We start from the raw sequence: 13,083 nt of genomic DNA on the forward strand, positions 1-13,083 counted from the left end.
GAGCCCGGATGGTGGAATCGGTAGACACAAGGGATTTAAAATCCCTCGGCCATAGGCTGTACGAGTTCAAGTCTCGTTCCGGGTACCATGGGAAAAGTAGAATAACAAAGCAATAAGCAGTGTCGTATAAGCCACCCTCGGGTGGTTTTTTATTGCCTAAATTTCGCCATTCGCCATTGTTTCGCCATTCAGCTTCACCATATGAAGGGTGCATCACTGCCCTCCTACGACTGGCACCACTGAGATTTTCCTATTATATCTTGCCGTTTGAGACGCGTTCTTGTGGCCCGATATCTCCTGCTTCTCTTGCAGCGTTCCTTCCAAATTTCATACACCAGCAGTATTGAAGATCAGATTGGTTTCACCCGTGTGATTAATGTGACTCCGGAGTAGTACGAGGTAAGGATGCGACGTAAAGAAGCTCCTGCAGGAGGCTCGACAAGAGATCAGGTTTACTGGCAGGCATTACGCTCAAGATTGCCCAAGCACCCGATACTTTACCCCTGTTATATCGCCGGGGTATTTTTAAGATCAGCATTTTTTATCCCACAATATATCAACGGTTAACGTAATAATTTCATTCTTACTTACTTAAAGGAACTAAGAATGAGTTGGAAAAAAGAAGCTGCAGTTTCGTATCTCCGTTCACACGCTCTGGGGCACTCTCATAGTGAATGTGCAAAGTTTACCCGCCTGGCCATTCTGGCTGGAGGTGTTAAGGTATCGAACACAGAATATGCAAAAGATTATGGGGCGGAATTATTACGTGCTGGATTCAGTGAGTTGCCGCCCGGTTCAACTTTAATTTCTGGCGATGTGGCTGTGATACAGCCGTACCACGGTGGAAATGGCATAGGTCACATGACTATGTATGACGGCACTCAGTGGATTTCTGATTTTGTTCAAAAAAGCCTGTATCCAGGGCCTGGGTACCGCAAAATGCAACCATCCTTTAAAATTTACAGGATACATTGATGAAAAGGATATATTTATCAGTCGTTATGTTGCTGGGGGGATGTAGTTCGACTGCCAATCAAGATCAGAGTGCGCAAGACGCTACCGAATCATTTTATAAATCCTATCTTTTCGCATTCGGCAGCGATGAAGCCAGACCTTACCCTGTCGATGAACTGCGTAAATATGTTTCTACAGATACTATTGCTCGTATTGATGCCATTCAGGAAATCTCTGAACAAGAGTTAATAGAGTCTGACTATTTTACGTATACACAGGATTACTCTCGCGAATGGATTCCTGCGTTACGAGTGGAAAACGCAAGGCCATTTTTAAACGGTGAAGTCGTCCAGGTTATTGAGGGGGCGGGTGATGGGAGAAGTCTACACATTGAAGTATTTCTTCGTCGTGAAGATGATGCATGGAAAATCTACCGCGTTCGTGACATAACGAACAATTACGAGCACCCAATATTCAATGCCGGAGCAATTGCCCAGGCAAAAGTTGCAGCAGAAAGCAGCCTTTGAACCGTAAACATCATTAGCCCTGGCATGAACCTGGGCATTTTCATTCTCCTTACCCGCCGTTGTGCGGGTTTTTTTGTGCCTGAAATTCGTGCCCTGATAAACTTAACCGCAATTAGCATGACGATAGTGGGGAGACTGGCGAGCCGCCCCAGATCAGGAATTGAAGCTTAAAACACCTTTGATGAAAAATCGTTTTTGACTTCACTTTCTATATAGGTATTCAGACCCCATCCGGCGCGTGCCAGCTCTTTCATTTTTTCCAGATGCTCCGGCCCCGGGTGGCGGATATCGTAGGCATAGACGTGGTTATTCTTAAAACGGACCTTCATCGAATTGGCATCAATGTGGAAGCTGACGACCTGTGAATCACCGCTTTTGTTGGCGTAATTTTCCATACCGCATCCTGTTAGCTAAGCCTAATTTCTGGCGACGTTATCTATTAACCACGTCCTGCATTCTCATACAGGGTAATGGCTCACGGTTTGCGTAACTGAGCATAAAAATAATAGGCGCAACCCCGTGATTTCGAGCGTCTTTGGCGTTTTATACCCCACCTAAATAGGCTTTTCTGACTTCCTGATTCCCTAACAGTTCTTCGCCGCTGCCGCTTAACCTGATCTGCCCATTCACCATCACGTATCCGCGATCGGAAAGCTTAAGCGCGTGGTGGGCATTTTGTTCCACCAAAAAGATAGTCATTCCATTGCGAGCCAGTTCGCGTAGCGTCTGGAATATCTGTTTCACCACTATCGGGGCGAGTCCCAGGCTGGGTTCATCCAGAAGTAAAAGCTGAGGGCGGCTCATCAACGCGCGGGCAATGGCCAGCATCTGTTGTTCCCCACCGGACATGGTCATGGCGCGCTGTTTGCGGCGTTCTTTCAGGCGCGGAAAGAGGTCGAACATGCTTTGCAGATCTTCAGCTGCATACTGGTTACCGACAGGAATGGTGCCCATTAACAAATTCTCTTCGACGGTCATGTCCGGGAAAATACGCCGACCTTCTGGGGCTTGTGCGATCCCAGTCGAGGCTACGTAATGTGTTGATTTATGACTAATATCTTCGCCGCGAAAGCGTATCTGGCCGCTACGAATGCGGGGCTGACCAAATATTGACATGAGTAAGGTTGATTTACCCGCACCGTTGGCACCGATCAGAGACACGGTTTCGCCTTTATTCACCTGTAAAGAAACCTGCCTGAGGGCCTGAATAACGCCATAAAAAACGTCGACCTCCCTGAACTCCAGCATCGTGTCGCTCATGCGCTGACCTCGTTTTCATCGGTGCCCAGATAGGCGGCAATGACCTTGTCATCATGTTGGATTTGTTCAGGTTTGCCCTCGGCAATGACGTCGCCGTGGTCGAGGACAATAATGCGGTCTGAAATCTCCATCACCATTCCCATATCGTGTTCAATCAGCAAAACGGTGATACCGTGATGGTCTCGTAAAAAACGAATAATTTTACTTAGCGTACGGGTTTCAACGGGGTTTAACCCTGCGGCCGGTTCGTCCAGACACAGCATTTCTGGGCCAGTACACATGGCACGCGCGATTTCGAGTCGGCGCTGCTGGCCATATGACATCTCGCCTGCCAGACGATTGGCGCAATCCACCAAATCCACCACCTCCAGCCAGTAAAATGCACGATCCAGCGCGTCGCTCTCTGCACGACGCCAGGCCGGAGTATTCAGCACGCCGGCAAGCAAATTGCGGTTGACGCGCATGTGCTGCGCAATCAGAAGGTTTTCCACCACTGACATTTCCCGAAACAGGCGGATATTTTGAAACGTGCGGGCAAGCCCTGCGCGATTAACGAGGTGAGTGCCGCCGAACATTTTATAAAAGATTCGCTGCGCCAGTTGGGGCGGGTTTACCCAATCTCCCGGCTGGAATTTCTGGCCGAGGATCTGGATAACGTTGGTTGTTTTCTGGCGCGTATTGAAAAGGATATTACCGCCAGAAGCCTTATAGAAGCCGGTTAAGCAGTTAAATACGGTGGTTTTCCCCGCACCGTTAGGCCCGATCAAGGCGGTAATCGAACCCCGCTGTACCTCAAGGTTGACGTCATTTAGCGCCTTGATACCGCCAAAATGCATCATCAGATGCTCAACGCTTAATATCGTACCGTTCATGGTGCGACTCCCTTACGTACCGCGAAACCGCTACGGTTGATGCGGATTAAGCCTCGCGGCCGCCAAATCATCATAACGACCATCAGCATGCCAAACAGCAGCACACGGTATTCCGCGAAACTACGCAGCAGCTCTGGCGTCACGGTAAGCACAAACGCGGCCAGCACCACGCCCAGAGTTGAGCCCATTCCGCCCAATACAACGATGGCCAGGATCAGTGCTGACTCAAAGAAGGTAAACGACGTCGGGTTGACGAACCCCTGGTAGGTGGCGAAGAACACGCCAGCAATCCCGGCGGTAGATGCCCCCAACGTAAAAGCAGAAAGCTTCACCAGAACATGATTCAACCCCAATGAGCGACAGGCAATTTCGTCCTCGCGCAGCGCTTCCCAGGCTCGGCCAATCGGCATTCGCGTCAGGCGATGCTTGATATACAGCACTAGCAATACCACCAGAACCAGAACGGTATAGATAAAGATAAACTTCATATTTGGGTTGTAGGTCAGGTGGAAAAACTCATGAAACGGAATGCCTCCCTCTTTTGCGCGCCTGCCAAATTCAAGGCCAAAAAAGGTGGGCGGCGGGGCGGAAACCCCGTTTGGTCCACCGGTGAACGTCAGCCAGTTATTGAGGATCAGGCGGATAATTTCCCCGAATCCGAGGGTCACAATAGCCAGATAATCGCCGTGCATACGCAGCACCGGAAACCCCAGCAAGGCACCGGCTGCTGCGGCCATCAGCGCCGCCAGCGGCAGCATCGTCCAGAATCCCAGCCCCAGATATTGATAACCCAGCGCCAGACCGTATGCGCCAATGGCGTAAAAGGCGACATATCCCAGATCCAATAACCCGGCCAGGCCGACAACAATATTCAAACCCAGGCCGAGCAACACGTATATCAACCCGAGAATCGCGACGGTGAGGACGTACTTGGTGGCGATAAATGGAAAACAGACGGCAAGCGTGAGAACCAGAGGAATAATCCAGCGCATACGGCTTTTATATTCAGGGGCGCGCACGTAAACGCCCGCGTGTTGTGCGTCGAAGCGCGATAAGAAACGAGTACCGATGGCGGTTGTCAGAAAGGCCGTCAGTAAAAAACGCCCGATCATAACGGCCGCCACTATCCAGGCTAATCGGTGCCCGTCGAAGTTAAAACTGTAACCATCCAGCACCACACCCACGATCGGGCCAAAAATAATTAACGCGACCATACCGGCAAAAAGGGCATCCAGAATGCAGCGTTTCAAAGAGAAACCTTCGTGTGAATCCGTAAGTGTCGTCATATTCACTCCTCACACTTTGGCAACAACAGGGCGGCCAAGCAGTCCCTGAGGACGGAAAATGAGGATCACCACCAGTAATCCAAACGAGAACACGTCTTTGTAATCGGAGTTCACCATCCCTGAAAATTGCGCTTCCGCAATACCGAGGATTAATCCCCCTAGCATCGCGCCGGGCAGTGAGCCAATACCGCCAAGTACGGCGGCGGTGAAGGCTTTAATGCCAATGACAAAGCCTACGTAGAAATCAAAGGTGCCGTAGTTCATGGTAATTAATACGCCCGCGAGACCGGCCATAGCTGCGCCAATCACGAATACCAGCGAGATAATCCTGTCGGTGTTAATCCCGAGGATTGACGCCATTTTCCGGTCTTGCTGTACCGCGCGACACATCCGTCCCAGACGAGTGCGGCTGATTATCCACGTCAGCAGCAGCATGCCGGCAAATGAGGCGATCAAAATAAACACCTTGGTATAGGTCACCTGCACAAAACCTTCGCCAATATGAAAACGAAGTACGCCGTCAAGCATCGTTGGCACGCCTTGCTGGCGTGGACCCTGGCTGATTTGCGCGTAGTTTTGCAAAATTAACGACATGCCGATGGCGGAGATAAGCGGGGCTAATCGCGTCGAGTTTCGTAACGGTTTATAGGCGATACGCTCAATCGTCCAACCGTACACCCCGGTTACGATAATGGTGAACACCAGCGTGCCGAGGATCAGTAAAGGAAAAGAGTGCAGACCGAAGAAAGAAAGTAACGCCAGACCGATGGCACTGAGATAAGCAGAGATCATATACACTTCGCCATGAGCGAAATTTATCATGCCAATAATGCCATACACCATGGTGTAACCGATGGCGATCAACCCGTAGACTGAACCCAGCGTTAAACCATTGATAAGCTGTTGCAGAAAGAATGTACTCATCTTCGCGCGCTCTTGTTATGTACCCGTCATACCTCAGGCTGCATGTCGATTCACATGCAGCCTGAGGTGTTTATCGCGTTAGTCGAGATTGAGCGTAACGCCGTCCCGTTACTGCACTTCCTGATATTTGCCTTTGTCATCCCACTGATAAACCACATAGTCCGAGACTTTCAGGTCGCCTTTATCATCCCAGGATTTTTTGCCCATCACCGTTTCCACCGGATTGGCTTTTAACCAGGCGCTGGCTTTGGCTGAATCCGTCCCGCCGGTCGCTTTAAATGCCGCCGCGATTGCCTGCACAGAGGCGTAGGAATAGAGGGTGTAGCCTTCAGGTTCAAATTTACCGGCGCGGAATTTTTCGATGACGGCTTTGCCATCGGGAATCAGACGCGGATCTTTACCAAACGTCATGTAAATCCCGTTGGTGTATTTCGGGCCACCCGCGGCGGTGACCATCTCTTCATTGACGATACAGTCGCCGGAGAAGAATTTGGCCTGCACGCCTTGCTCGCGCATCTGGCGAACCAGCGGTCCGGCTTCAGGATGGCAGCCACCAAAGAACACCACGTCCGGTTTTTGCGCGCCAATTTTGGTGACCAGCGCATTAAAGTCTTTTTCACCTCGCGACAGACCCTCGTACAGCACATCGTTTACGCCGCGTTTCGCCAGTGCTGCTTTGGTTGCATCGGCGAGTCCCTGACCGTAGGTGTCCTTATCGTGAATGATGGCCACACGTTTAGCCTTAAGCTTATCAATGATGAAATCACTGGCGACTTTCCCCTGCTGGTCGTCACGTCCGCACATGCGGAACATATCGCTCATGCCGCGTTCGGTAATCAGCGGATTGGTTGATCCTGGGGTAATGGCAAGCACGCCCGCGTCGTTGTAAACCTCAGAGGCTGGCATCGTTGAAGAAGAGCAGAAATGCCCGACCACGGCTTTGACTTTATCTTGATCAACCAAACGGTTTGCGACGGAGACGGCTTGTTTTGGTTCACAAGCGTCATCGCCCTGGACCAGCTTTATCTTTTCGCCGTTAATTCCGCCTGCGGCATTAATATCTTCCGCTGCCTGCGTTGCACCATGCCAGTATTGATCGCCATAGGTGGCATTCGGCCCGGTGAACGGTCCTGCCACGCCAATGACGATATCCGCCTGAGCGGAAAAAGCCGTCACCAGGCAACCCGCTAACACCAGAGAAAGAGGACTTTTGATAAATTTCAGCGACATTATTATTTTCCTTAGTAAAGAGTGTGTTGCACCACGGTGTGAAGCCGAACGCCTGACGGCGCACTCAATCCAAAAGCAAATGCGAGAACAAAATGCACTAAACGAAAAACAACCTGACATTATCCCGCTGATAACGGCGAGGATTCCTTTTCTCTTTTACAGGCAGGAACATTAAGCAAAATGGTTGCCAGAGTGGTTAACCCACGGTACGGGTTTTGACATATTTCAGTATAGAGCGGCGTTTTAAGCCGCCTGGGACGGTGAACTGAAATTACAGCGGGGATCACATCTCGTTAACAACAAAGCACCTAATGTGTGCAACGGTCACGATTTACGTTTTATTGCACCAGCAAAGACCATTTAAAGTATGTTGTTATTGTGTTGATAAGCCTAGGCCAGAATAAACGTGTTTCATTATAAAGTATGATGTCAGGAAGATAACCACGCCGCATAGTTATGACATAGTGCAAACGTAACCAAGGGTAAAAATACATTACTAGTTAAGTTTGGCTAAACATTGGTGTTCTTTTATTTAGCGTAATCTGGGCGGTAAATAAACTCGTCTATAGATCTATCCAGCTGACTTTAGTTTCAGGGTGAGACGTTGTCCTTAATTAACGAAAAGGAGCTTATTACTATCATTGCATTCAGCGTTTTCTGGTGAGGATCATTCTTTTTCAGCATTTATCATTCGCGGTAAAAAGAGTGGGGATAGCTTATTCGAGAAGAGGTAATTATTTATGGCCACACAATATGACTTTACCGTCACGTTGCACGATCTCGCGTTTATTTTGCAACAGATAAAAATATCTGAAGCCGCAACAAACCCGGATGGTTCCATTAATGGAGAGCTGCTGCGAGACCTGGTCTCCAGCCCGCTATTACCCTACGGGCTACGCACTGTCGATGGTTCATGGAATAATTTGTTGCCGGGTCAGGAGTTGTATGGCTCAGCCGATCAAACCATGCCACGGTTAATTGCACTTGATCTGAATAATTTGCAGGCATTAGCGAAATACCTCGATTTAAATCCTAATCAGATGGTGGTCGACGCCGACCCGCGAATCATCAGTAATTTAATTTCGGACCAAACGGCATCTAACCCCGCAGCGCAAGAAGCACACGACTCGCTGCTGGATGCCCCAGGCGGAGGAACTATTTCGGATAACGGCAGTTTGTCCATTCCGAACCTGTCCCCTGACGTTGGGTTATCCCCGGCGTTTAATGGCTGGATGACGTTCTTTGGCCAATTCTTTGACCATGGTCTGGATCTTATTCCAAAGGCGGGAAACGGAATTGTATTTATCCCGCTGCAACCCGATGACCCATTATATGTTGAAGGATCGCCGACTAACTTTATGCTCCTGACTCGTGCTGAAGTTAACGCCGCTCATGACACCAAAAATACGACGACTCCGTTTATCGATCAGAATCAGACCTACACTTCGCATCCATCACACCAGATTTTCATTCGTGAATACGTGATGGTCGATGGCAAACCCGAGCCGACAGGGCATTTATTAGAAGGCGCAAACGGTGGACTGGCAACCTGGTCTGATGTTAAGCATCAGGCGGAAACGCTGCTCGGCATTAAGCTGACAAATCAGGATGTTTTCAATGTTCCTCTGCTGGCAACCGACCGTTACGGAAACCTGATTCTCAGCGATAGCGGTAAGGTGCAAATCGTGACCGCGCACGGACTGGTTGAAGCGAACGGCGATGTTTTGCCGTCCGATACAGTACGCACCGGGCATGCCTTCCTGGATGATATCGCCCATAGCGCCGTGCCGAAAGCGGGCCTGGTAGCCGATGCCGACAGTGCCATTGGCGGCACGCCGGCTACCGGGACATATGACGATGAACTGCTCGACAGGCACTTTATTACCGGTGACGGGCGAGGCAACGAAAACATCGGTCTTACCGCCGTTCACTCGGTCTTCCATAGCGAGCACAACCGGCTGGTGGAGCAGTACAAAACCACCATTCTCGACAGTCACGACATTAGCCTGATCAACGAATGGCTGATGCCAAATCATCAAATTACGGAAATACCGGCCGATACCAGCACCTTGCAGTGGAACGGTGAATATTTATTCCAGGCGGGGCGCTTCGCCACCGAAATGGAATATCAGCATCTTGTTTTTGAAGAGTTTGCCCGCACCGTTCAGCCCGCTGTCGATCCGTTTGTTTTCTCTAACAGTGCCGACATCAATCCCGCGATTTTCGCAGAATTCGCGCATGTGGTTTACCGTTTTGGCCACTCGATGCTGACGGAAACCGTCGCGCGAACCGATGCAGAGATGCAGGATGATGATATTGGTCTTATTGAGGCGTTCCTTAATCCGCTAGCCTTTAATCAGCTAAATGGGGAAACCATCTCTGATGAGCAGGCCATTGGTGCGATTGTACGCGGGATGACCCGGCAGGTTGGCAACGAAATCGATGAATTTATTACGGATGCCCTGCGTAATAATCTTGTCGGCTTGCCGCTGGATTTAGGTGCGCTCAACTTAGCGCGTGGACGCGATACGCTCATGCCGACCCTGAATCAGGCGCGTGAGCAATTTTACGAGTTGAGCGGCAACAGTGAGTTAAGGCCGTATACCAGCTGGGCTGATTTTGCTTCCTTCCTGAAAAATCCCGCTTCCATCATCAACTTTATGGCCGCCTACGGTCAGCACGATCTCATTCGAAACGCCACTACCCTTGAAGGGAAGCGCGATGCGGTGAACTTCCTGCTGTTTGGCGATCCCGATGACCCGGCGCGTGCCGATGCGCTTGATTTCTTCATGAGCACGGGAGCCTGGACGACAAAAGAATCGGGCCTGAATACGGTTGATTTCTGGATTGGCGGGCTGGCAGAGCGCAAAAACGAGTTTGGCGGGATGCTCGGTTCTACCTTCAATTTTGTGTTTGAAACGCAAATGGAGATGTTGCAGGACGGCGACCGATTCTACTACCTGAGCCGCGTTCAGGGGCTGAACTTGCTCAATGAACTGGAAGCTAACTCCTTCTCCGCGCTGGTGATGCGTAATAGCGACCTGGGCGATGCGGGATCGTCTCACCTGCCTGCTCATCTGTTCCAGACGCCGGACCTTATTTTGGAAGTCAACAAAGCAGTTCAGACGGATATCGATCCGAAATGGGGAAATGCGCTTAAAGACCTGCTGTTCCCGCTGGTGGTACGACGTGCGGCGGGCGCAGATGTTGACGGGGATGGCGCGGCAGACGGCGCTTATCTTAAATACTCGGGCGATGGGCATGTGGTGCTTGGAGGCTCGGCCGGTAACGACACCTTAATCGGTGGTAAAGGCATCGACAGCCTGTGGGGCGATGCGGGTAACGATCGTCTCGACGGAGGCGATGAAGCCGATGTGGTTCACGGCGGCGATGGAAACGACATTATCACCGACACGGGAACGCCGATCGGCGGGGCCGACTTCCTGCATGGCGATGCCGGTCACGACGTTATCTTCTCCGGTAACGGAAACGATCTCATCTTCGGCGGCAGCGGCAGTGATTTTATGGTTGTGGGCGAAGATGCACAGGAAATTTTCGCCGGGCGTGACAACGATTTTGCCCTGGGCGGTTCCGGCGGCGACACGCTGATGGGCAACGAAGGCGACGACTGGCTGGAAGGTGGCGACGGGTTTGACTCTCTGGCGGGTGATAACTCAGAGCTGTTCTTCAACAGCACCATTATTGGTCACGATGTCCTGAACGGTCAGGGTAATGATACTGACTACGATGGCGAAGCCGGCGATGACATTATGGTTCAGGGGGCCGGGATACAGCGTAATAACGGCATGTCGGGTTTTGACTGGGCCATCCACAAAGGCGACCCCAACGCGGCAAACTCGGACCTGGGTATTCCACTTTTTGTGAACCAGCAGGAGTTTATCCTGCGGGATCGCTTCGACCTGGTCGAGGGGCTGTCGGGCTGGAAATTCGATGATGTCTTAATCGGTACGGAACGACCCATTGGTACTGCGCCAGTGCAGGGCGTCCCGTTATCCAACAATCTGACTCAGGAAGGGGTAGACAGGATCAACGGGCTTCAAACCATTGTGGGCGGCCCGCGTCTACTCGACCCTCATGCCGTGGTGTTTAATCCGGATAACGGCGGTGACATTTTACTCGGCGGTGGTGGCAGCGACCGTATCACGGGTAAATCGGGGAATGACATCATTGATGGCGATGCCTGGCTGAACGTGCGCATTGCAGTGTCGGGAATGGCAAGCGTGACCAGCGCTGACAGCATGAATGAACTCAAGTCGTACATGCTGGCGGGAACCTTAAAACCCAACCAACTCTCCATTGTGCGCGAGATCGTGCGAGACGGGGACGGCTCGGAAACGGACGTTGCGCTCTATCGCGATATCAGCAGCAACTATCTGTTTAACCGCAACGCCGATGGCAGTCTGACGGTGAATCATGCCACCCCGGCGGCAGGACTGGCTTTCAATGACGGTATTGACCGCCTGCTCAATATCGAAAAGCTGGAGTTTGGCAATGGTCAGCAACTGTGGGTGACGGCGCAAAGCGCGACCGGCAATCTGACCATTTCGGATAGCACGCCCGAAGTCGGCGATCTTTTACGCGTCAATGTGGCCAACCTGCAGGATGGAAACGGTATCGCGGCAAATGCGGCCATTACGCTGACATGGCAAGCGTTGGTTGCAGGCCAGTGGCGTGATCAGGCGACTGGCGCGGAATTCCGGGTGCCGGGTAGCATTTTGGGTGCGCCTCTGCGGGTTATCGCAAGCTTTACCGACATGATGGGGGATGCAGAAAGGCTGGTTTCGACACAGACCGGCGCGGTAATGGTTCGCGACCAGCCTACGACGGGCGCACCGGTTATCAGCGACCTGACGCCGACGGAAAGCGTTACGCTGACCGCTATTGTCTCCGGGATTGCCGACAGTGATGGTCTGACCGGAGGCAACTTTACTTACCAGTGGCGAATGAGCACGGGTGGGGCATTTACCAACATTGCCGGCGCGACTGCCGCCACCTACACGCCGGGTCAGAACATGATTGGACGGACGTTGCAGGTTGTGGTGACGGTCACGGATGACGAGGGGAATCCTTCGGTCGTCCTGACTTCCGGGGCAACACAGCCTATCGGCGATATGGTTGTCGGCAATAACTCGGCAAACACCCTTGTCGGTACGGCGTGGAGTGACGTGCTGCTTGGTGAAGGCGGTAATGACACGCTGCTGGGCCAGGCTGGAGATGACCTGCTGAACGGCGGAGCAGGAAATGACAGCCTGGACGGTGGTCGCGGCCTGGACACGCTGCTGGGTGAAGCGGGCAACGATCGCCTCGACGGCGGGCTGGATGCGGACAATATGACGGGTGGCGCTGGGGATGATATCTACATCGTGGATAACGTGGGGGATGTGGTGACGGAAGGCGTTAATGCCGGTAACGATACTGTCCAGACCGATCTCAATACCTACGTGATGACCGAAAACGTCGAGGTTCTGGTGTTTACCGGTCAGGGCAATTTTACCGCGACGGGGAATGCACTTGCCAACACCATCACCGGCGGCTCCGGAAATGACCGTCTTTCAGGGATGGGCGGAAATGACCAGCTATCAGGAGGCATCGGTAATGATATGCTGGATGGCGGCGAGGGTGACGACAATCTGCAGGGTGCAAACGGTAATGACAACCTGTCCGGTGGCGCGGGTATCGATGTTCTGAGCGGTGGCATTGGGGTGGATGTGCTCAACGGCGGTACGGGGAATGACAGCCTCGACGGGGGAACCGGCGACGATTTCTTCGCGTTTGGCACCAGCTTCGGACGGGATCGTATCACCGGTTTCGACAGTGATTCTCGCGGTGGGCAGGATCTGATGGATATCAGCCTGCTTGGCATCACCACGGCGAACTTCACATCACGCGTGGCAATCTCGGCGAGTGCGGGCGATGCACTCGTTAACATTGACGGCAACGTTATTACGCTCGCGGGCGTCACGGCCAGCACCGTGAACGTATCGGATTTCATCTTATAACCTCAGGCAG

At 51.9% G+C, this 13,083-nt stretch carries 9 protein-coding genes, 1 tRNA gene and 1 pseudogene; 4 read left to right on the forward strand and 7 right to left on the reverse strand.

The window, feature by feature from the left end:
• The first annotated feature begins 2 nt into the window (after positions 1-2).
• Positions 3-88: transfer RNA gene (locus AC6EMZ_RS09010), tRNA-Leu, on the forward strand.
• Between the two features lie 125 nt (positions 89-213).
• Here the strand turns inward: AC6EMZ_RS09010 and AC6EMZ_RS09015 are convergent.
• Positions 214-327, reverse strand: a pseudogene (locus AC6EMZ_RS09015) (integrase); the annotation flags it as partial.
• Positions 328-606: 279 nt separating this feature from the next.
• Between AC6EMZ_RS09015 and AC6EMZ_RS09020 the strand changes: the two are divergent.
• Together AC6EMZ_RS09020 and AC6EMZ_RS09025 are read left to right on the forward strand one after the other, a co-directional pair.
• The gene (locus AC6EMZ_RS09020; RefSeq protein ID WP_498402095.1) at positions 607-975 is read left to right on the forward strand and encodes a hypothetical protein; all 369 of its coding nucleotides are present in this window, start codon (positions 607-609) and stop codon (positions 973-975) included.
• On the forward strand, positions 975-1,481 hold the full coding sequence (locus AC6EMZ_RS09025; protein ID WP_498402096.1) for a DUF3828 domain-containing protein: 507 nt from the start codon (positions 975-977) through the stop codon (positions 1,479-1,481). Before AC6EMZ_RS09020 ends, AC6EMZ_RS09025 begins: the two co-directional genes overlap by 1 nt.
• Before the next feature lie 167 nt (positions 1,482-1,648).
• Here the strand turns inward: AC6EMZ_RS09025 and AC6EMZ_RS09030 are convergent, their stop codons facing one another.
• From AC6EMZ_RS09030 to AC6EMZ_RS09055, 6 genes are all read right to left on the reverse strand, one after another.
• The gene (locus AC6EMZ_RS09030) at positions 1,649-1,876 is read right to left on the reverse strand and encodes a hypothetical protein (protein WP_498402097.1); all 228 of its coding nucleotides are present in this window, start codon (positions 1,874-1,876) and stop codon (positions 1,649-1,651) included.
• 148 nt (positions 1,877-2,024) lie between these two features.
• Positions 2,025-2,741: an ABC transporter ATP-binding protein gene (locus tag AC6EMZ_RS09035; RefSeq protein ID WP_498402098.1), complete on the reverse strand. Its 717-nt coding sequence runs from the start codon at positions 2,739-2,741 to the stop codon at positions 2,025-2,027.
• The gene (locus tag AC6EMZ_RS09040; RefSeq protein WP_498402099.1) at positions 2,738-3,613 is read right to left on the reverse strand and encodes an ABC transporter ATP-binding protein; all 876 of its coding nucleotides are present in this window, start codon (positions 3,611-3,613) and stop codon (positions 2,738-2,740) included. Before AC6EMZ_RS09040 ends, AC6EMZ_RS09035 begins: the two co-directional genes overlap by 4 nt.
• Positions 3,610-4,899 carry a high-affinity branched-chain amino acid ABC transporter permease LivM gene (gene livM, locus AC6EMZ_RS09045; RefSeq protein WP_498402100.1) on the reverse strand — a complete coding sequence of 430 codons (1,290 nt, stop codon included), beginning with the start codon at positions 4,897-4,899 and terminating at the stop codon, positions 3,610-3,612. Before livM ends, AC6EMZ_RS09040 begins: the two co-directional genes overlap by 4 nt.
• Positions 4,900-4,908: 9 nt before the next feature.
• Positions 4,909-5,823: an ABC transporter permease subunit gene (locus AC6EMZ_RS09050; RefSeq protein ID WP_498402101.1), complete on the reverse strand. Its 915-nt coding sequence runs from the start codon at positions 5,821-5,823 to the stop codon at positions 4,909-4,911.
• 108 nt (positions 5,824-5,931) lie between these two features.
• On the reverse strand, positions 5,932-7,053 hold the full coding sequence (locus AC6EMZ_RS09055; RefSeq protein ID WP_498402102.1) for a branched-chain amino acid ABC transporter substrate-binding protein: 1,122 nt from the start codon (positions 7,051-7,053) through the stop codon (positions 5,932-5,934).
• Positions 7,054-7,793: 740 nt separating this feature from the next.
• Here AC6EMZ_RS09055 and AC6EMZ_RS09060 point away from each other — a divergent pair.
• The gene (locus AC6EMZ_RS09060; RefSeq protein WP_498402103.1) at positions 7,794-13,073 is read left to right on the forward strand and encodes a peroxidase family protein; all 5,280 of its coding nucleotides are present in this window, start codon (positions 7,794-7,796) and stop codon (positions 13,071-13,073) included.
• Positions 13,074-13,083: the final 10 nt, after the last annotated feature.

This window comes from Enterobacter sp. SCRI0065 (assembly GCF_059766475.1).